Origin of the sequence: Kitasatospora sp. GP30, assembly GCF_029892145.1 — a bacterium.
Lineage (GTDB): Bacteria > Actinomycetota > Actinomycetes > Streptomycetales > Streptomycetaceae > Kitasatospora > Kitasatospora acidiphila.
The window spans coordinates 26,981-46,731 of sequence record NZ_JARZAH010000016.1 but is presented as its reverse complement, the minus strand read 5'-3'; the positions used below and the strand labels follow the sequence as shown (position 1 = coordinate 46,731).

At 73.0% G+C, this 19,751-nt stretch carries 14 protein-coding genes and 1 other RNA gene; 2 read left to right on the top strand and 13 right to left on the bottom strand.

All coding sequences use genetic code 11. The features are described 5' to 3' along the window. Positions 1-253 precede the first annotated feature (253 nt). The 8 genes from P3T35_RS22435 to ftsE form a co-directional block, all read right to left on the bottom strand. Complete coding sequence (locus P3T35_RS22435) at positions 254-1,729, bottom strand: NAD-dependent malic enzyme (RefSeq protein ID WP_101381592.1); 1,476 nt, start codon at positions 1,727-1,729, stop codon at positions 254-256. Positions 1,730-2,132: 403 nt separating this feature from the next. Further along, positions 2,133-4,373: a UvrD-helicase domain-containing protein gene (locus P3T35_RS22430; RefSeq protein WP_280707503.1), complete on the bottom strand. Its 2,241-nt coding sequence runs from the start codon at positions 4,371-4,373 to the stop codon at positions 2,133-2,135. A gap of 215 nt (positions 4,374-4,588) precedes the next feature. Further along, positions 4,589-4,960: a transfer-messenger RNA gene (ssrA, locus tag P3T35_RS22425) on the bottom strand. Positions 4,961-5,061: 101 nt separating this feature from the next. Next, positions 5,062-6,390 (bottom strand): alpha/beta hydrolase-fold protein, encoded by a 1,329-nt coding sequence (locus tag P3T35_RS22420; RefSeq protein ID WP_101381590.1) that lies wholly within the window; start codon positions 6,388-6,390, stop codon positions 5,062-5,064. Between the two features lie 98 nt (positions 6,391-6,488). Continuing rightward, a complete protein-coding gene (smpB, locus tag P3T35_RS22415) occupies positions 6,489-6,965 on the bottom strand; it encodes an SsrA-binding protein SmpB (RefSeq protein ID WP_101381589.1) in 477 nt (158 codons plus the stop codon). Between the two features lie 44 nt (positions 6,966-7,009). Next, on the bottom strand, positions 7,010-8,128 hold the full coding sequence (locus P3T35_RS22410) for a S41 family peptidase (protein WP_101385164.1): 1,119 nt from the start codon (positions 8,126-8,128) through the stop codon (positions 7,010-7,012). A gap of 76 nt (positions 8,129-8,204) precedes the next feature. After that, positions 8,205-9,119 carry a permease-like cell division protein FtsX gene (gene ftsX / locus P3T35_RS22405; protein WP_101381588.1) on the bottom strand — a complete coding sequence of 305 codons (915 nt, stop codon included), beginning with the start codon at positions 9,117-9,119 and terminating at the stop codon, positions 8,205-8,207. A gap of 75 nt (positions 9,120-9,194) precedes the next feature. Next, entirely contained in the window at positions 9,195-9,884 is a 690-nt protein-coding gene (gene ftsE, locus P3T35_RS22400; RefSeq protein ID WP_101381587.1) for a cell division ATP-binding protein FtsE, read from the bottom strand. 373 nt (positions 9,885-10,257) lie between these two features. Here ftsE and P3T35_RS22395 point away from each other — a divergent pair, with 373 nt between their 5' ends. Beyond that, complete coding sequence (locus tag P3T35_RS22395) at positions 10,258-10,455, top strand: hypothetical protein (RefSeq protein ID WP_101381586.1); 198 nt, start codon at positions 10,258-10,260, stop codon at positions 10,453-10,455. A 151-nt stretch (positions 10,456-10,606) separates the two neighbouring features. Here P3T35_RS22395 and prfB read toward each other — a convergent pair whose 3' ends face one another. The 3 genes from prfB to P3T35_RS22380 all read right to left on the bottom strand — a co-directional run bounded on the left by prfB (position 10,607) and on the right by P3T35_RS22380 (position 15,008). Beyond that, positions 10,607-11,716 (bottom strand): peptide chain release factor 2, encoded by a 1,110-nt coding sequence (gene prfB / locus P3T35_RS22390; protein ID WP_101381585.1) that lies wholly within the window; start codon positions 11,714-11,716, stop codon positions 10,607-10,609. Positions 11,717-11,764: 48 nt separating this feature from the next. Next, positions 11,765-13,081 carry a serine/threonine-protein kinase gene (locus P3T35_RS22385; RefSeq protein WP_101381584.1) on the bottom strand — a complete coding sequence of 439 codons (1,317 nt, stop codon included), beginning with the start codon at positions 13,079-13,081 and terminating at the stop codon, positions 11,765-11,767. A 187-nt stretch (positions 13,082-13,268) separates the two neighbouring features. Further along, positions 13,269-15,008, bottom strand: coding sequence for a serine/threonine-protein kinase (locus P3T35_RS22380; protein WP_101381583.1), 1,740 nt, complete (start codon positions 15,006-15,008; stop codon positions 13,269-13,271). A 317-nt stretch (positions 15,009-15,325) separates the two neighbouring features. Here P3T35_RS22380 and P3T35_RS22375 point away from each other — a divergent pair, with 317 nt between their 5' ends. Then, positions 15,326-18,070 (top strand): FtsK/SpoIIIE domain-containing protein, encoded by a 2,745-nt coding sequence (locus P3T35_RS22375; RefSeq protein WP_101381582.1) that lies wholly within the window; start codon positions 15,326-15,328, stop codon positions 18,068-18,070. A gap of 3 nt (positions 18,071-18,073) precedes the next feature. Here P3T35_RS22375 and P3T35_RS22370 read toward each other — a convergent pair whose 3' ends face one another. After that, complete coding sequence (locus tag P3T35_RS22370) at positions 18,074-19,057, bottom strand: CU044_5270 family protein (protein ID WP_101381581.1); 984 nt, start codon at positions 19,055-19,057, stop codon at positions 18,074-18,076. Further along, the gene (locus P3T35_RS22365; protein ID WP_101381580.1) at positions 19,054-19,671 is read right to left on the bottom strand and encodes an RNA polymerase sigma factor; all 618 of its coding nucleotides are present in this window, start codon (positions 19,669-19,671) and stop codon (positions 19,054-19,056) included. The genes P3T35_RS22370 and P3T35_RS22365 overlap by 4 nt, the downstream gene beginning before the upstream one ends. Positions 19,672-19,751: the final 80 nt, after the last annotated feature.

The following is a 19,751-nucleotide window of genomic DNA, read 5'->3' as shown; positions in this document are numbered from 1 at the left end:
CGCAGCGATGACGCTCCGTCGGCGTCGGCGGACCGACGTGGGCGGCGGCCGGGAACGACTCGCCGAGCGACCGGGGGACGTTCCGTACTTGTCGGACACGCCTCTCCCGCGCAGGGCTACGGTACGCCCTGACACGGACAAGCCCAAACACGCCCTTCCCCTTGTGTCGCAAGGGATCGGACCCGGTGGGCGCCGAAGGGGGCGGTATTCGGCCAGGTGATCGACCGGATACCGCCCCCGAGGGCTGGTTGTCCTAGAGCTTGACGACCGGGAAAGCCGCGGTGTCCAGCGTGCCGACGATGCCCGGTGTGGGACGGGACGGCGCGCCCGCGGTGCTGCCGCCGGCGGCCAGCGCGGCCTCACGCACGGCCGCGGCGACCGTCTTGGCCACATCCGGGTGGAAGACGCTGGGGATGATGTAGTTCGCGTTCAGCTGGTCGTCGCCGACCACGGTGGCCAGCGCCCGGGCGGCGGCGATCATCATCTCGGTGTTCACCGTGCGGCTCTGCGCGTCCAGCAGGCCGCGGAAGACACCCGGGAAGACCAGCACGTTGTTGATCTGGTTGGGGAAGTCGCTGCGGCCGGTGGCGACCACCGCGGCGGTCTGCCGGGCCACCGCCGGGTCGACCTCCGGGTCCGGGTTGGCCAGCGCGAAGACGATCGCGTTGTCGGCCATCGAGGCGATGTCGTCGCCGTCCAGCACGTTCGGGGCCGAGACGCCGATGAAGACGTCGGCGTCGGCCACCGCCTCCTTGAGGCTGCCGGTGCGGCCGGAGCGGTTGGTGTGCTCGGCGATCCAGCGCAGCGAGTCGTTGAGGTCCTCCCGGCCCTGGTGGACCACGCCGTGCACGTCGGCCACGGTGGCGTGCTCGACGCCGGCCGCCAGCAGCAGCTTGAGGATCGCGGTGCCGGCCGCGCCGGCGCCCGACATCACCACCCGGATGTCGCTGATCTCCTTGCCGACCACCCGCAGCGCGTTGGTCAGCGCGGCCAGCACCACGATCGCGGTGCCGTGCTGGTCGTCGTGGAAGACCGGGATGTCCAGCGCCTCGCGCAGCCGGGCCTCGATCTCGAAGCAGCGCGGCGCGGAGATGTCCTCCAGGTTGATCCCGGCGAAGCCCGGGGCGATCGCCTTGACGATGGCCACGATCTCGTCGGCGTCCTGGGTGTCCAGGCAGATCGGCCACGCGTCGATCCCGGCGAACCGCTTGAACAGGGCCGCCTTGCCCTCCATCACCGGCAGCGCGGCCTGCGGGCCGATGTTGCCCAGGCCCAGCACCGCCGAGCCGTCGGTGACCACGGCGACGCTGTTGCGCTTGATGGTGAGCCGGCGGGCGTCCTCCGGGTTCTCGGCGATCGCCATGCAGACCCGGGCGACGCCCGGGGTGTAGATCATGCTGAGGTCGTCACGGTTGCGGATCGGCAGCTTCGAGGACATCTCGATCTTGCCGCCCAGGTGCATCAGGAAGGTGCGGTCCGAGACCTTGCCGATGGTGACGCCGTCGATGGCGCGCAGCTTCTCGACGATCTCCTCGCCGTGCGCCACCGAGGCGGCGGCCACCGTCACGTCGATCCGCAGCGACTCGAGGCCGGAGGCGGTGACGTCGAGACCCGTCACCGAGCCGCCGGAGGACTCCACGGCGGTGGTGATGTTGCTGACCGCGCTGCCACTGGCCGGGACCTCCAGACGCACCGTGATCGAGTTGGAGACACTGGGCACCGTCGCCATCGACGTCCTTCTTCCTGGTTTTCAACACCGTGCTGGGCTCAACCGCGCAGGATTCAACAAACTGTTGACGCCGAGCCTCGCGCATCCTAGGCCTCGATCGTCGCACCTACCAGGGCGTAGCCAGAAATAATGTTCATTGATTGCACGGTGTCGACAACCGGGACCGCGGCGAAGCTGACACAGCAGCGGAAATCCTCCGGTGGGGATTGCCCTGCGGGGCCGATGGGTTACATTGGACGAGACACCGGCTCGATCCAAGCCCCCGGGCCCAACCTTCGTCCCTTCGAGGGACCACTTGCCGCGAGGCGAGCATGGCGGGTCGGTGTCACCAACGTACGACTGTGGCCCCCACCCGAGGTGGGGGCCACAGTCGTTGACGGGCTGTCAGCCCCGGCGGACCGCCCTACCGCAGCAGCGCCGGCACGCCCGCGCTGTCGGCCAGGTCGTCCGGCCCGGAGAGCACCGTGAGCCGCTGGGTGGCGCGGGTCAGCGCCACGTAGAGCACCCGCAGCCCGGCCTCCGACTCGCCGGCGATCCCGGTCGGGTCGGCCACCACCGTGGCGTCGTACTCCAGGCCCTTGGCCTCCAGGCTGCCCAGCGCCACCGCCCGGTCGCCCAGGCCCTCGATCCACCCGGCCGCCTCGGCCCGGCGGTCCATCGGCACCACCACGGCCACCGTGCCGTCCACCTCGCCGAGCAGCCGGACCAGCTCGGCCCGGGCCGCCGCGCCGAACGCGGCCGGGGCCGGGTCGGCGACCGCGGCGAACCGCGGCACGATGCCGGTCGAGCGCACCGCGCTCGGCGACGGCGTGCCGGGCGCGGCGAGCGCCAGCACCTTGGCCGCCACCTCGGCGATCTCGGCCGGGTTGCGGTAGTTGACGGTCAGGGTGTGGCGGCGGCGCGGCTTGGAGCCCAGCACCTCGTCCAGCGCGGCCTGGGCCTCCTGCGGGAACGGCCAGGAGCTCTGGGCGGGGTCGCCGACGATGGTCCAGGTGGCCATCCGGGCCCGGCGGCCGATCATCCGCCACTGCATCGGGGTGAGGTCCTGGGCCTCGTCGACGATCACATGGGCGTACTCGGTGCGCTCGACCGGCGCCCTCTCGCGCGTGCGCGCGCTGCGGTCGGCGTAGGTGGTCACCTCGTCCAGGCCGGTCAGCAGATCGACCGCGTCCACCTCGCGCACCTTGGGCCGGGCCGGCTCGCCGAGCAGCAGCTGCAGCTCGTCCAGCAGCGCCACGTCGTGGGCGGTCAGCCCGCCCGCGCCGCGGTCGTCCAGGTGGCGCCAGGAGGCGGCGAGCCGCCTGGCCTCCTCGGGGGTGACGGCGCGTCGGGCGGTCCGGTTGGTGTGCTTGGCGTTCCTGAGGGTGGCCAGCACCTGGCGCGGCGTCAGCGCCGGCCACCAGGCGTCCAGGAAGTCCAGGAAGGGCGCCTCGTCCGACACGTACTCGTCGAACGCCTCCTTCTCCTCCTGGCGCTGCTCGCGGCCGTAGTGGTCGGTGGGCTTGGGCAGGTCGCGGATCGCCTCCGCCCACAGCGCGTCGAGCAGCAGCCGGCGGGCACGCGGGCGCAGCAGGTTGAGCGGGGTGCCGCCGCTGCCGACCACATGGCCGCGCACCGCCCGCAGCCTGCCCGCGTCCAGCCGCAGCACCTCGCCGCGGGCCACCACCTTCAGCTCGGTGGGCGCGCGCAGCTCCAGGGCGGCTCGGGCGGTCCGGCGCAGCAGCTGCACCATCCTGGCCGAGCCCTTGATCCTGGCGGTCTCCGGGGTGTCGTAGCGCTCCGCCTCGATGCCGTCGACCAGGCTGCCGACCGCCCGGATCGCCACCTGCCCCTCCTCGCCCAGCGCGGGCAGCACACCCTCGGTGTAGGAGACCAGCAGCGGCGTCGGGCTGACCACCAGGATGCCGCCGGCGTAGCGCCGCCGGTCCTGGTAGAGCAGGAAGGCGGCCCGGTGCAGCGCGACCGCGGTCTTGCCGGTGCCGGGGCCGCCGGTGACCAGGGTGGCGCCGGCGGCGGGCGCCCGGATCACCTCGTCCTGCTCCTTCTGGATCGAGGAGACGATGTCGCGCATGGTGTGGCTGCGGGCCCGGCCGAGCGAGGCCATCAGGGCGCCGTCGCCGATCACCGCGAGCTCCTGGCCGTCCAGGGTCGGGGTCAGGTCGGGGCGCAGCAGGTCGTCCTCGACGCCGATCACCTTGCGGCCCTTGGAGCGGATCACCCGGCGGCGCAGCACCCGGCCCGGCTCCAGCGGGGTGGCCCGGTAGAACGGTGCGGCGGCCGGCGCGCGCCAGTCGATCACCAGCGGGCCGAACTCGGCGTCCAGCACGCCGAGCCGGCCGATGTGCAGGGTCTGCGCCACGTTCTGGTCGGTCGGGTCCAGCGGCGTGAAGGACGGGATGCCGTGCTCCTCCGGGGCATCGGCCTGCTGCAGGTCGATCCGGCCGAACAGGAAGTCCTCGAACTCGTTGTTGAGCCGGTTCAGGTGGGCGCCCGCCCGGTAGACCTGGGCGTCGCGCTCGGCGAGCGCGCCAGGGGTGCCGACCTGGACCCGCTTGGCGGCGTCCTCCAGGACGTACTCGGCCTCGGCGAGCTTCTCCTCCAGACGCTGGTAGACGGTGTCGAGGTGCCGCTGCTCTCCGGCGATCTCCCGTTCCCGCCGGCCCTCGGTCGCGGCCGCGGAGTCGGCGGTGCTGGTGTCGGCTGCGTGCGGTCTGCCGTGCGCTCCCAAGGGTGCCCCTGTCGTACGTCTTGCGATAGGTCAACCGCCATTCGAAGTCGGCGGACAGAAGATCCTACGGCACGGCTGCGGAAACACGAAGGCCGCCCTCCGGATGGAAGGCGGCCCGCATGCACATGGGATGGTGGAGATGCCGGGAATCGAACCCGGGTCCAGTGGAGTGGATTCAGGACTTCTCCGAGCGCAGTCCGCTGTGCTTTTCTCGGCCCTGGCAGTCACGCGGACAAGCCGCCAACAGGCCCAGCTACTGTTTGGTTTCCCAGCCGCCCCCGTAACCGGGGCGGACGGTTCAGTTCCCTAGATTAAGCCAGGATCCGAGTCGGGAACTCCCCGGTCTGACTCCTTGGCTACTCGCTGCTCAGGCAGCGAGCGCGAAGGTCTCGCGCTTAGAATTGGCGATTATTTTTTTGCGACAGATGGTTAACGAGATCATTGCCGCGTTCCTCGGCTCGCTTCTCCTGTTTCGACGTCCCCTGTCGAAACCGATCATCCCCATGTTCTTTTAAAAAGGTACAGCTTTCTGAGAAACAACTCCGGTCGGTGACCGGTGGTGCTGGCCCCATGGTACGCGCCGGGTGCGGGGCGGTCCAGCCGATTACTGCCTGGGGGTGACCGGGAGCCCGGTGGCCTGGGCCGGCTTCGGTGACGGCCCACCGGTCGGCTGGCCCGGGTGCGGCCCGGGGGTGCCCAGCTGCTGGGCCAGCCAGGGCAGCGCCTCGGCGAACGCGCCGGCCGCGAACTGCCAGACGTGGCGCCCGGGCTGGACGGTCAGCTGGGTCCGGATGCCGTCCTTGCGGGCCGCCGCGCTCAGCTGCCTGCCCTGCTCGATGTGGTTGCCCTCCTGGTCGCCGCTCTCGAACCAGCCGGAGGTGTTCTTGTACTTCGGGTGGTGGGCCAGCGCGGTCAGCGGATCGTGCGCGGCCCACGCGGCGGCGTTCCCGCCGTACAGCTTGTCGATGGTCTGCTGCTTGTTGCCGGTGTTCGGACCGAGGTCACCGGATATGTCCTCGAAATGCGCGAAGACATCGGGGTGCTCGACCGTCAGGTCGATCGCGCAGGTGCCGCCCATCGACCAGCCGACCACGCCCCACTTGTGCGGGTCGGTGGCGGTGCCGAAAGTCTTCTCGACATACGGCGGGATGTCCTTCACCAGATGGTCTTCGGCGTTCCCGTTGGGGCCGTCCACGCATTCGGTGTCCACCTTGAAACCACCGGTGGCGTCGGTGAAGACCAGCACCGGGGCGTACCCGCCGTGGGCGGCGGCGTAGGCGTCGGCGGTCTGCACCGCGTTCCCGGCCCGTACCCAGTTGTCGGGGGCCGCGTACTCGCCGCCGATCATCTCCAGCACCGGCAGCTTGGGCCGGGCCTTGCTGCGGAACCAGGCCGGCGGCAGGTAGACCAGCTCCTGGCGGTGGCCGAAGCCGCTCGCGGTGTCGGGGATGTCGACCTGCACGATCCGGCCGGTACTGGTCTTCCCGGTGAGCGAGCCGAGCTGGTCGAGTGTCACCTGCTGCGGCAGCGGCGCACCGGTGAGCTCACCGATCGCGTCGTCCAGGGTCGGGAAGTAGCCGGTGGAGGCGTTCAGCGCGTTGGCGCCGGAGACGACCGCGAGCAGCGCGGCGACCGGCGCCAGGCTCCGGTGCCACCAGCGGGCCCCGCGCCAGCCGAGCACCAGCACCACCAGCGCGGTCACCGCGACGCCCAGCCAGAGCCAGAACCCGAGCGGCAGCGGATCGGTGATGCCACCCGCTGTGACGGCGAGCAGCCCGAGCCCGGCGCTGAGCAGCACGCCCGCGCCGATCGCGATCGGCGCCCGGCGCAGCCGCCAGCGGCGGTCCCGCCAGCCGACCGCGACCAGCAGCGCGGCGGCGGCCGCCAGCTGCACGGTCCACGGGAACCAGCCGTCCAACAGGGAGACATTCATGGTTTTGGATCGTACTGATCGTCAACCACCGATTACCGAGTTCACCCGGTTGGCAGGCGGGCTTGGGACCAACCTGCTACAGACCGTCCACCAAATCCTCAACCCTGGCGGCGGCGGACCGCGGCCACCGCGCGGGCGGTCTCCCGGGCGTCCTGCTTCTCGCGCAGCGCCTGCCGCTTGTCGTGCAGCTTCTTGCCGACCGCGATGGCCAGCTCCAGCTTGACCCGGCCGTCCTTGAAGTAGAGCGAGAGCGGGACCAGGGTGTGACCGGTCTCCTTGGTCTTCGCCTCCAGCTTGCGGATCTCCATCTTGTGCAGCAGCAGCTTGCGCTTGCGCCGCGCCGAGTGGTTGGTCCACGTCCCCTGGAAGTACTCCGGGATGAAGACGTTGTCGATCCACACCTCGCCGCCCTGGGTGTAGGCGTACCCGTCGACCAGGTTGGCCCGGCCCTCGCGCAGCGACTTCACCTCGGTGCCGGTGAGCACCATGCCGCACTCATAGGTGTCGAGGATGGTGTACTCGTGTCGCGCCCGCTTGTTCTGCGCGATCAGCTTCTGTCCCTTTTCCTTTGCCATAGCCCGGTCATTCTCGCACCTCGGCGCGGTGAACGGCAGCCGCTTTACCGGGCCGCCCCGAGCCCGCCGAGCACCCGCAGCGCCAGCCGCTCGGCGGCCGCCGGGTCGGGCGCGGTGACGTCGGGGAGCAGGCCGGTGCCGTCCGGGGAGCGACCGGCCGGGGTGTAGTAGCGGCCCACGGTGCGTTCCAGGACCGATCCGTCGGCCAGTCGGCTGGGCTGCTGCACGGTGCCCTTGCCGAAGGTCCGGCTGCCGACCAGCACCGCCCGGCAGCGGTCCTGCAGGGCGCCGGCCAGCAGTTCGGCCGCGCTCATGGTGCCGCCGTCCACCAGCACCACCAGCGGGGTGCGGGTGTCGCCGCCCGACGCCGCGGTCAACTGCCGTCGCTCGTCGTCGACTTGGTAGGAGGCGACCGGGCCGCCGTCCAAGAAGACCGAGGCCGTGGCGACCGATTCGGCCAGCAGGCCACCGGAGTTGCCGCGCAGGTCGAGCAGCACCCCGTGGTGCGGAGTGCGGCGCAGTGCGTCCCGCACCTCGTCGGCCACCCCGACGGTGAAGGCGCGCACGCTGATCCGCAGCACCCCGGGGGCCGGCTGGTCCGCCTCGACGTCCTGGGAGGCCAGCACCGCGCGGTGCAGCGTCAGTTGGCGAGCCGCCGTGCCGGGGCGCCGCACGGTGAGGGTGACCGCCGAACCGGGGCCGGCGGCCGGGCGGCCGCGCAGCCGGGCCACCACCTCGGTGACCGGCAGCTGGTCCACCGGCGTGCCGTCCACCGCCAGCAGCCGGTCGCCGGCGGCGATTCCGGCCTGGCCGGCGGGTGAGCCGGCCGGCACCGCGGTGATCACCGTGCCGCCGTCCGGGCTCTGGCTCACCACCAGGCCGACACCCAGGTACTCGCCGTCCAGCCCCTGGGCGAACTCGGCGTACTGCTGGGCGGTGTAGTAGGCGGCCCAGCGGTCCGCGCCGCCGGCCGCCAACTGCTCGGCCTGCTGCGGCGAGAGCGTGCTGCCGCCGGGCGCCGCGTCCCACGAGTCGGTGCGGCCCGGCAGCGGAGCGGCCGTGCCGCCCCAGGCGCCGGTGGCCGACCCGCCGAACAGCAGCAACCCGAACAGCACGCTGAGCGTGGCGCCGTGGCGCACCCGACGCCACGGGGTTGCGGTCATGCCATCGGAGTGTAGGCCCCCGATGCGCTGCGTGGCCGCGTAACGCTCGAACACCACCGGGGGTGACGAACGGCCGTTACACCTTCAGGTACTTGCGCAGGGTCAGGAAGGCCGCGATCGCCGCCATGCCCATACCGGCCACGATCAGCAGCGGGATCACCTGCAGCACCGAGGAGAGCCCGATGAAGTGGATGAACTGCACCCGGGAGGCAAGCCAGTGCTGCACACCGAAGTTGGCCAGCAGCAGCAGTCCGGAGGCCAGGACCGCGCCTAGGAGTGCCGCGAACGCCGCTTCCGCGATGAACGGCATCTGCACGTAGAAGTTGGACGCACCGACCAATCGCATGATGCCGGTCTCACGCCTTCGGCTGAACGCCGACACCCGGACCGTGTTGACGATCAGCAGCAGCGCCACCGAGAGCATCAGCAGCATGATGACGAAGGCCGCCGTCTGCAGGCCGTTGAGCAGTCCGAAGAGGTTCTCAAGGATCTTGCGCTGGTCCTCCACGGAACGCACGCCCGGCTTGCCGGCGAACGCGCTCTGGATGATGTCGTAGCGGGTCGGGTCCTGCAGCTTGACCCGCCAGGACGCCGGGATCGCGTCCGCGCCCAGAACCTGGACCAGCGCGCTGTCCGGGTTCATGTCCTTCCAGTGCTTGTAGGCCTCCGCCTGGGTCTCGAAGGTCTTGGTCTTCACCACCGACGGGGTGATCTGGTCCAGGCCGGCGCCGACGGCGTCGATCTGGTCCTGGGTGGCGGCACCGTTGGCGCACTGCGGGGCGGTCTTGGCATCCGCCTTGGTGCAGAAGTAGATGCTGACCTCGACCTTGTCGTACCAGTACCCCTTCATGGAGTTGACCTGGTCACGGACGAGGAGACTGGCACCGGCGAGGGCGAGCGAGAGCGCGACGCTGACCACGACCGCGATGGTCATGGTGAGGTTGCGGCGGAGACCGACGCCGATCTCCGACAGGACGAACTGGGCGCGCATGGCTGTTCAATACTCCAAGATCAGGACTGACGGACCGACGGCTGACGCGTCGGGCGTACGGACCGGCGCTAGGCGCTAGTGCTGGTATCCGTAGACGCCGCGGGTCTGGTCGCGGACCAGCAGGCCCTTGTCGAGCTCGATCACGCGCTTGCGCATCTGGTCGACGATGGCCTGGTCGTGGGTGGCCATCAGCACGGTGGTCCCGGTGCGGTTGATCCGGTCGAGCAGCTTCATGATGCCCACCGAGTTCTGCGGGTCCAGGTTTCCGGTCGGCTCGTCCGCGATCAGCAGCATCGGGCGGTTGACGAAGGCTCGGGCGATCGCCACGCGCTGCTGCTCACCACCGGAGAGCTCACCGGGCATCCGGTCCTCCTTGCCGCCGAGACCGACCAGGTCGAGAACCTCGGGCACCACCTTGTTGATGGCGCTCTTCGGCTTGCCGATGACCTCCAGCGCGAACGCCACGTTCTGCGCCACGGTCTTGTTCGGCAGCAGCCGGAAGTCCTGGAACACGGTGCCCAGTTGACGCCGCATGTGCGGCACCTTCCAGTTGGACAGCTTGCCGAGGTCCTTACCGAGCACGTGCACCGACCCCGTGGAGGGACGCTCCTCACGCAGGCACAGCCGCAGGAAGGTGGACTTGCCGGAGCCGGAGGAGCCGACCAGGAAGACGAACTCGCCCTTCTCGATCTCCAGCGAGACCTCCGACAGGGCGGGGCGGTTCTGCTTGGGATACGTCTTGGAAACGTTGTCGAATCTGATCACGGCTGCATCACGGAGGCCATCCTAGGGGGAGTCCCTACCCCCGCAATCCGTGCGAGGGCGGGCGGTTGGAGCCGACCCAGGGCCGACTCCCCGGCTTGGGACCATACGCGACCGTCACCGCGCCGCGCAGTCCGCGCCCGCTCGAACAGCGGCGGATTGTCTGCTCTTGTGGCGAGATGACCGGAAAATTGGGGGCCAATTCACAGCCGCCCTGCTACACAGTGCAGCCTCCTTCAGCGGCCCGGGCGCCGGACGCGGCAGAACCTGGCAGAGTAGGGGGAGGACGCGAATGCGCGGACCCACCGGGCGGGAACCAACCAGTCGACCGGTGCGTTGTTACGGGCAGCGCGGTAGCAGGCAAGGAGGAGATCGCATGACGTGCGACCATCTGGTGTGCGCCAACTGCGCGGGCCGCGTGAGCGACGGCCGCTGTCCGGTCTGCCGCGCCCACCGCGCGCGCCTGCAGGAGGAGCAGCAGGGCATGTTCGCCGGGCTCTCCCCCGCAGCGCTGCTCGCGCTGCTGGCGGGGCTGCTCGCGGTGGTGGTGATCTTCCGGCAGGCGCTGGCGTGAGGACTTGATGAAAAAGGGGCCCCGGATCCGTCCGGGGCCCCTTTTGCTGTGCCTGATCAGTTACTCGGCGGTCTCACGCTGCTTGCGCCACCGGATGCCGGCCTCGATGCTGTGCTTGTTCGTTCATCGAGACCGGCAGCTCCGACCGCCCTTACTCGGCGGTCTCACGCTGCTTGCGCCACCGGATGCCGGCCTCGATGAAGCCGTCGATGTCGCCGTCCAGCACGGCCTGCGGGTTGCCGGTCTCGAACTCGGTGCGCAGGTCCTTGACCATCTGGTACGGGTGCAGCACGTAGGAGCGCATCTGGTTGCCCCAGGAGCTGCCGCCGTCCTTGAGCGCGTCCATCGCGGCCTTCTCCTCCTGGCGGCGCCGCTCCAGCAGCTTGGCCTGGAGCACGTTCATCGCCGAGGCCTTGTTCTGGATCTGCGAGCGCTCGTTCTGGCAGGAGACCACGATGCCGGTCGGCAGGTGGGTGATCCGGACCGCCGAGTCGGTGGTGTTGACGCCCTGGCCGCCGGGGCCGGAGGCGCGGTAGACGTCCACCCGCAGCTCGCCCTCGTCGATCGCGACGTGGTCGCTCTGCTCGACGACCGGGAGCACCTCGACACCGGCGAACGAGGTCTGCCGGCGGCCCTGGTTGTCGAACGGCGAGATCCGCACCAGGCGGTGGGTGCCCTGCTCGACCGAGAGGGTGCCGTAGGCGTACGGGGACTTCACGGTGAAGGTGGCGGACTTGATGCCGGCCTCTTCGGCGTACGAGGTGTCGTAGACCTCGGTCGGGTAGCCGTGCCGCTCGGCCCAGCGCAGGTACATGCGCATCAGCTGCTCGGCGAAGTCGGCCGCGTCCACCCCGCCGGCCTCGGCGCGGATGTTCACCAGCGCCTCGCGGGCGTCGTACTCGCCGGACAGCAGGGTGCGGACCTCGAGCTCCTCGACGGCCTTCTTGACCGAGGCGAGCTCGGTCTCGGCCTCGACCTTGGTGTCCGCGTCGGCCATCTCCTCGGCCAGCTCGAACAGGACCCGGACGTCCTCGATCCGGCTGCGCAGGGTCTCCACCCGGCGCAGTTCACCCTGCAGGAAGGAGAGCCGGCTGGTCACCTTCTGCGCGTTGGTGACGTCATCCCAGAGGGCGGGGGCGGCTGCCTCCTCCTCCAGGCGTGCGATGTCGGCCTGGATCTTCTCCAGGTCGAGGACGGCCTCGATCGACCCCATGGTCGTTTCGAGGTTCTTGAGCTCTTCGGAAGGATCGACGGCTGCCACGCCACCAGCGTAATGGTTGGCGAGGGGCACCGGGACCGGCCGGTGGCCCTAGACCGGCGCCAGGTCCTCTTTGGGCGGCCACGCGGGCAGCACGGCGGCGCTCGGCGCAGCGGCACCGTGCGGGTGCCCGCCGCTGTGCCCGAAGGCCGCCACGGCCGCCGCAAGGCCCGCCAGCAGCAGCACCGCGGCCACCAGCACCGCCAGGAACCGGCGCCGCCGGATCCGCTCCTGGCGGGTGCGGCGCTGCCCGGTGGGGGGCGCCGTCCGCTGGGCGCGCGACTGGGCGGCGTAGCCCGCCAGCTCCTCGGCCGACGGGCGGCGCAGGCTGGTGTGGGTGTCCCGGGTGTCACGGGCCGCGTCGGGGGCCGCCGGGGGCACCAGCGGCACCACCGGGCCGCGCCGGCGGCGGTGGGTGCCGGTGCCGGTCTCGGCCTCCGCGTAGACCGCCTCGGCCAGGGTGGTCGGCTCTCCCGCGGGCTGGCCGGGCGGTGCCCCCACGTCGTCCTGGCTGCGCTCGGCGGGCAGCGCCAGCGGGGGCAGTCCGGCCAGCGCGGGCAGCTGCTCGCGCAGCCGCTCGGCCAGCTCGGCGGCCCGCAGCCGGGAGGCCGGGGCCTTGGCCAGGCACTCGGAGATGATCCGCCACAGGCCGTCCGGCAGGCCGGGCACCGGCGGCACGCTCTCGGTGACGTGCCGGCGCAGCACCGCGCCGGTGTGGCCGCCGCCGAACGGCGTGAAGCCCGCCAGCAGCTCGTAGAGCACGGTGGCCAGGGCGTAGATGTCGACCGCGGCGCGCGGCTCCAGGCCCTCGATGATCTCGGGGGCCAGGTAGTCGGGGGTGCCGATGATCCGGGTGGCCCTGGTCCGGCGGGGTGCGTCGACCAGCCGGGCGATGCCGAAGTCGGTGAGCTTGGCCCGGGGGGCGCCGCCGGGGCCGGGCGGCGCGGCCAGGTCGAGCATCACGTTCTCCGGCTTGACGTCGCGGTGCACGATGCCGGCCGCGTGCGCGGCGGCAAGGCCGTCCGCGACGTCGGCGATCACCGCGGCGGCGGCCTGCGGGGCGAGCACGCCCTCGCGTTCCAGCCGGGAGCGCAGGTCGGTGCCGTGCACCAGCTCCATCACCAGCGCCAGGTCGTCGCCGTCCACCACCATGTCGCGCACCCCGACCACCCGCGGGTGGTCCAGGCTGGTCAGCGCGGCCCGCTCCTGGATGAACCGGCCGACCAGCACCTGGTCGCTGGCCAGGTCCTCGCGGAGCAGTTTGACGGCCACCGGTCCGTCCGGGCCCTCGCCCAGCCACACGGTGCCGGCGGAGCCCCGGCCGATCACCTGGTGCACGGTGTACCGGCTGCCGATCTTTCGTGCCAATGCTGCTCCGTGGGGGCGGCGGGAGCGCGTCCGGAACGCCGCGTGGGCCCCGGCCGTGCTCGACAGGTCTGTGCGTCGCGGTCCAACCTACGCGCCCGGGGGGCCGGGATGGGACCCCATGACCCGCCAAAGTCGACAAATTGTCAATCTTGGCCGACCTGCCGGCGGACCGTCAGGAAGCCGGGCGTCACTTCCCGGTGATGGAGTGCCAGGCGCTGCTGACCCAGTTGCTGGCCTGGTCGAACCAGCTGTGCACGTCGTTCCAGTACTGCGGCAGCGGGGTGAAGTTCCACAGCGCCAGCGCCGCGATCGCCAGGATCACCAGCACCATCAGGCAGCCCTTGAGGCAGCCCAGCCCGGGGATGTACATCCGGTTGCGGCTGCGCGGGCGCGGCTCCCGACTGCGGCGGGGCGCCGGCTCGGGCTCGCGCGGGGCCGGCGGCTCGTAGTAGCGCGGCGGCTCGGGCGCCCGGACCGGCTCTCCCCCGCCCTGGCGGCCGGGCGGTGCCGCCGGGCGACCGCCCGAACGGTCGGCGTAGCCCTGGGGGCCGCGCGGCGGCTCGGCGTACCGGTCCTGCCCGGCGTAGCCGCCCTGCTGCGGGCGGCGCGCCTGGTACGGCGGCGGGGCGGTCGGCGGGCGGTCCTGGCGACCCGGCTGGCCACCGCCCTGGTACCCGCGCGGGGCGGGCTGCGGCGGCTCGTACTCCTGGGTGGCGAAGACCTGGGTCTGCTGGTTGCGGTCGCGGGCGGCGCGCAGCTGGGTCTGCCAGGGGTGCGGGGCGTCCGGCTGGGCCGGGGGCTGCTGGCCCGGCGGCGGCTGGCTCAGCGACTGCTGCGGCGCCGTGCCCGGCATCACCCGGGTCGGCGGCATCACCCGGGTGCCCTCGGCCGGCAGCACCCGGGTGCCCTCGGCCGGCATCACCTGGGTGGCGGCGGCCGGGTCGTACTGCGGGGCGAAGGCCTGGGTCGGGTCGCTGCCGGTGCCGGTGCCGGGCACCTGGGCGGGCTGCTGCGGGGGCACCAGCAGGGCGCCGACCGCGAGCGCCGCGTCCACCGCGGCCGGCGCGGCGTGCACGCCCACCCCGGCGGCGACCACCCGCAGCGCCCGGGCCAGCGAGGTGGCGCTCGGGCGCTGCGCCGGGTCCTTGCGCAGGCAGCGCTCCGCCACGATCCACAGCGGCTCGGGCATGGCGGGCGGGCGGGGCGGCTCCTGGGTCAGGTGCGCCTGCAGGATCTGCAGCGCGCCGTCGCCCTGGAACGGCGGGCGGCCGGTGAGCAGCTCGTAGAGCATGATCCCGGCGCCGTAGATGTCCACGGCCTCGGTCTGCGGGCGGCCGGAGGCCGACTCGGGGGCGACGTAGCTCGGGGTGCCGACGAACTCGCTGGTGCGGGTGATGCCCGGGGAGTCGGCGAGCCGGGCGATGCCGAAGTCGGTGAGCATCGGGTGCAGCACCTCGCCCTGGCCGTCCGGCCCGGGCACGGTGGCCAGCAGCACGTTGGCCGGCTTGAGGTCGCGGTGCACCACGCCGTCCGCGTGGCTGGCGGCCAGCGCGTCGGCGATCTGGGCGGTCAGCAGGGCGGCGGCGATCGGGCTGAGCGGTCCGTTGGTGCGCAGGTAGCGGTACAGGTCCGGGCCGTCCACCAGGTCCATCACCAGGGCCAGCAGCTCGCCCTCCACCACCAGGTCGCGGACCCGGACGATGTTGGGGTGGTTGAGCCGCAGCAGCGCCGAGCGCTCGCGCAGGAAGCGCAGCACGATGTCCTGGTCGGCGGCCAGCTCCTCCTTGAGCACCTTGATCGCGACCGGCTGCCCCGGGGCCAGGTCGGCCATCCCCGCGTCCTCGCGGACCCGCCCCCGCCAGACGGTGCCCATGGCACCGCGCCCGAGGGTCTCCTCGAGCAGATACTTGCTGCCGACCGGCCGCACCTGGTGCTCTCCTCGCTCCGCTGAGCCCTGCCGCCGGGCGTCCACCCGCGCGTGCGGCAAGCCTAACGGTGCGGGCGGCCCAGCGGCCCGGCCGTGGGGCCCCGGCCGGAGGTTGGGGGAAGGCGACCGGTGCACGGGCGTTCGAGGCCGCCTTGACCTGATGCCCCGTCCGCTCCACCATGACCATGATCACAAGATCGTCAAATCCGGTACCGTGCGCGGACTGTCAGTCCCGGGTGGCAGGATGAGGCAAGCACCACTGCGGCACACTCCTGCGGTCCACCGCGCATCACGAGCAGAGGGGAACCCCGGGCGAGATGCAGATCCGGCTGACGGTCCTGTGGCCCCGTGCCGGCTCCGGCACGCCCGCGGCCAAGACCGATGTCCTGGTCACCGCCCCGGTCGGCACGGCGCTCGGCACCCTCTCGGTGGCCCTGGCCGGCGCGGTGGGAGTGCGCGGCCCGCGCAGTGCCACCCATGTGCACCTCTACGCCGGGTCCGAGCGGATCGACGACCGCACCCCGCTCGGCCATCCGCCGCTGCTCGACGGCGCCGTGCTCACCCTCGGCGAGCCCGACCCGGCCGCCGACACCGCCCACCCGTCCGACGCGGCCGTCGAGCTGCGGGTGGTCGGCGGGCCGGACGCCGGCGGCGTGCACCGGCTGACCGGCCGCCAGATCAGGCTCGGCCGCTCCAGCGAGGCGGACATCGCGCTGGACGACCCGGACGTCTCCCGGATGCACCTGGCGCTGCGGCTGGCCGACGACGGCACCGTCACCGTGCACGACCTGGGCTCCACCAACGGCACCGTGCTGGACGGCCGCCCGCTCGCCGAGGAGCCGCACCCGCTGCCCGAGGGCGCGCTGCTGAGGCTCGGCGAGTCCACCGTGCTGCTCGCCGCCGCCCCGGGCCCCGAGCAGTCCCGCCCCACCACCCCGGACGGCCAGGGCCACCTCCAGGTCAGCCCGCCGCCCCGCACCCCCGCCCCGGCCCTGGGAGCCCCCGCGGCCGGGCGCCGGGGGAGCCCGGCCGCGCCGCCCGCCGACGGGCCGCCGCCCGCCGCCCCGAGCAGCCGCGCCCGCTCCCTGCTCTCCCGCACCCTGGGCCGCGCGACCGCGCCCACCGCCCCGGCCGACGCCGCCCAGCAGCACCTGCGGGCCCGGGACCGGCAGGCCGCCGCCCTGCGCGAGCGGTTCCCCGACCCCGCCGCGCTGCTGCTGACCGCGCTCGGCCCCGGCCCGCGGCTCTGGGAGCGGCTGCCGGCCCACCCCGACGGGCTGGTGCTCCGGCTCGGCACCGGCGACCTGCCAGGTGGCCCCGGCACCGCGCCGGGCGACGTGCTGCCCGCCGTCCCGGTCACCGTGGACCTCACCGCGGTCGGCAGCCTCGGCCTGGCCGGCCCGCGCGAGCGGCTGCTGGGCCTGGCCCGCGCGCTGCTCGCCCAGCTGGCCGTGCTGCACCCGCCGAGCGGCCTGAGCGTCGTGGTGCTGAGCGCGGACGGCCGGCCGGCCGCCGAACAGCGTGCCGAGGACTGGTCCTGGGCCCTCTGGCTGCCGCATCTGCGCCCCACCCGCGGGCAGGACTGCCGGCTGCTCTTCGGCCTCGACGCGGCCCAGGCCGAGCAGCGGCTGACCGAGCTGCTGGCGGCCGTGGCCGGGGGGACCTCGATGGCCGGGGGAGAGTCGGCCGGCCCCACCGTGCTGCTGGTGGACGGCGACCCGGGTTCCGAGCCGGGCCGCGCGGCCCTGGCCCGCCTGCTGCGCGAGGGGCCGGGCGGCGCGGTGTTCCCGATCTGGCTGGCCGAGAGCCCCGACCAGCTGCCGGACGGCCTCGGTGCCACCGCCGTCCTCACCGGCGAGGTGGCGACCCAGCTCACCCTGCGCGGCCCCGTCCAGGTCGAGGCCGTCGCGCTGGACGCCGTCTCGCCCGCCTGGGCCCAGCGGCTGGCCCGGGCGCTGGCCCCGCTGCGGGAGACCGCGCCGGTGTCCCGGGGGCCGATCCCGCAGGCCCTGCGCCTGCTGGACCTGCTCGAACTGGACACCGTCACCCCCGCCAAGCTCTCGGCCCGCTGGGAGAGCCTGCCGAGCACCACCGGCACGGCCAGCGCGCTGCTCGGCACCACTCGGGACGACCTGTGCACGGTCGACCTGGCCACCGCCGAGCTGCCCGAGCAGCAGCACCTGCTGGTCGGCGGCGCCCGGGGCGCCGGCAAGAGCGAGCTGCTGCGCACCCTGGCCGCCTCGCTGGCGGTCGGCGAGCGGCCCGACCGGCTCTCCCTGCTGCTGATCGGCGGCCGCGGCCCCACGCTCGCCGCCTGCGCCGAACTGCCGCACGTCACCGGCTCGTTGGACGTCACCGCCGATCCCCGCCAGGCGCTGCTCACCGCCGAGGCGCTGCTGGACGAGCTGGAGCTGCGCGAGGAGCTGTTCCGCGGCCGTTCGTTCGCCGCCGCGTACGCCGAGCAGGCGCTGAGCGCCAAGGTCGTCGCCCCGCGCGGGACCGGCCCCACCGCGGCCGCGGCCGTCCCGCCCGCCGCCCTGGCCACCGTCACCGCCGCGCCGCCGCGCCTGATCCTGGTGGTGGACGACTACGACGCGCTGCTCGCCCCGCACTCCCCCGCCGGCCGCCCGCTCGCCCGGGCGCTGGCCGCCGTCGCCGAGCGCGGCGGCCGGCTCGGCATCCACCTGGTCGCCGCCACCGGCCGCCCCGAGCTGACCGCCGGCACCGAGGTCGACGACGCCGCCCAGTGGCGGATCGCCCTGCGCACCGACCACCCGGCCGACTCCGACCTCCTGGTGCACGTGGACGACGCGGCGGGGCTGCCCGACACCACCCCGGGCCGCGGCTACCTGCGCCGCCCCGACGGGGCCGTGCTCGCGTTCCAGACCGCCCGGATCACCGGCCGGATCCCCCGCACCGCCACCCTGCGCCCCACCGTGGTGGCGCTGGATCCCGCCCAGCTCGGCGCCCCGCCCACCCGCCGCCCGGTCCGCGAGCTGGGCAACGGCCCGACCGACCTGGCGCTGCTGGCGAGCGCCCTGCAGCGGGCGGCGCAGGGGTAGCGGCTACTGCGGCTGGTCGCCGGCCCGGTCGACGGCGGCGCGCTGCAGGACGGCGGACTGGCCGAGCAGGTCGCCGGCCTTGCCGTACACGCCGTCCTTGACGACCACGTAGCGCTCGCCCAGGAATTCGTAGCTGCTCGGATCGAAGATCCACTGCCACTGGACGCCCTGGTACTCCTCGGCCACTGCGACACCGTGCCGCCCCTCGGCGTCGGTGCTGTCGCTGACCAGGGTCACGCCGGGGATCTGCGCGGCGGCCCGGTAGAGCGCCGTGTAGAGCGCCGGCGGCGCGATCTGGCCGCGGAGCAGGCGGCCGATCTCGCTGAAGACGTTCATGTCCGGGCCGTACGCGTGATCGTTGGCCTCGTGCTGGTAGATCTGCTTCAGCAGGACGTCCGGTTCGGTGGGGAGGGTCGCCAGGTAGCTGTAGGTCGGCGCGTCCAGCGACGGGTCCTTGATCGGCTCTGTGGTGGACCGGGGGCTCAACCGGTCATTGGGATCGATCACCAGGCCGGGCTTGCTCCCGTCGGCGGAGGTCCAGCTCTCCGTCTGCCGCATCGGGTTGAGCTGCGCGGTGACCTGCTTGCCGTTCATGGTCATCGTGCTGTCCTGCAGCAGTGTCTTCACGTAGGCGAACTGGTCGTCGCGCACCGCCAGCACCGGCTTGGTGGCCGCCACCTCGGCCACCCGGTCCAGCAGTTCGGCCGCCGTGGCGGGTGCTGCCGGGGCCGCCTTGGCGGGCCCGCCGTTCGTCACACCGCCGCCGTTGGCCAGCACCAGGGCCAGTGCCAGCCCGCCCGCCACCACCGGCAGCGCCACCCAGCCGAGCCTGCGGCGCGGCCTCGGCGCGGCGGACACGGACGGGTCCGGAGTGATCTCGTTCATCAGGTGCTCCCTCAAAAGCCGTCGGCGGTCGGCGGAGAGCACCGGCTCGGCAGGCGGCGGAAGCATCCGCCGCAGCCGCTCCAGGTCGTCGTTCTCGTTCACCGGATCTGCTCCTGTATCGACCGGGCCACGTGACCGTGGCCACCCCGTACCTGTCCGATGCCGCGGTCGGGTTCCAGTTCCCGCACGGTCAGTTCGCGCAGTCTGCTCCGGGCCCGGGAGAGCCGGGAGCGGACCGTGCCGACCGGGATGCCGAGGGCCTCGGCGGCGGCCGCGTACTCCAGCCCGGACCAGACGCAGAGCAGGAAGACCTCCCGGTCGGCGCGCCGCAGCCGGGCCAGGGCCCGCCGTGCGGCGGCCAGTTCGGCGTCGGCGTCCAACCGGCCGGCCAGCTCGTCGGCGAAGTCCGGCACCGTCTCGCGGGCGGGCAGCCGTGCCAGCGCGGCCCGGTGCCGGCGGGCCGCCCGGTTGGTGTTGCGCAGCACGTTGGTGGCGATGCCGAACAGCCAGGGCCGCACGCCCTCGCCCTCCTCGTGCAGCTTCTCGCGCAGCCGCCAGGCCTCCAGGAAGGTCAGCGAGACGGCGTCCTCGGCGGCGGCCCAGTCCCCCAGGGCTCGGACCGCGTACCCGTACAGCGCTGACGCGTGCTCATCGAAGATCTCCCCGAACGCACTCTGGTCCCCGGCGCGCAGCCGGGAGCGTAATGACAGTTCCACACCCCTACCTGTCCGCTCGCGCCACCGGGTTCCCGCGGAGACGACGGAAGGGGCCGCACCCCCCCGGTGGGAGGGTGCGG

Excerpts from the sequence above, each read along its gene's own strand:
- P3T35_RS22435 (WP_101381592.1), bottom strand. The coding sequence starts at position 1,729 with ATGGCGACGGTGCCCAGTGTCTCCAACTCGATCACGGTGCGTCTGGAG.
- P3T35_RS22420 (WP_101381590.1), bottom strand. The coding sequence starts at position 6,390 with ATGAATGTCTCCCTGTTGGACGGCTGGTTCCCGTGGACCGTGCAGCTG.
- smpB (WP_101381589.1), bottom strand. The coding sequence starts at position 6,965 with ATGGCAAAGGAAAAGGGACAGAAGCTGATCGCGCAGAACAAGCGGGCG.
- P3T35_RS22410 (WP_101385164.1), bottom strand. The coding sequence starts at position 8,128 with ATGACCGCAACCCCGTGGCGTCGGGTGCGCCACGGCGCCACGCTCAGC.
- ftsX (WP_101381588.1), bottom strand. The coding sequence starts at position 9,119 with ATGCGCGCCCAGTTCGTCCTGTCGGAGATCGGCGTCGGTCTCCGCCGC.
- P3T35_RS22395 (WP_101381586.1), top strand. The coding sequence starts at position 10,258 with ATGACGTGCGACCATCTGGTGTGCGCCAACTGCGCGGGCCGCGTGAGC.
- P3T35_RS22375 (WP_101381582.1), top strand. The coding sequence starts at position 15,326 with ATGCAGATCCGGCTGACGGTCCTGTGGCCCCGTGCCGGCTCCGGCACG.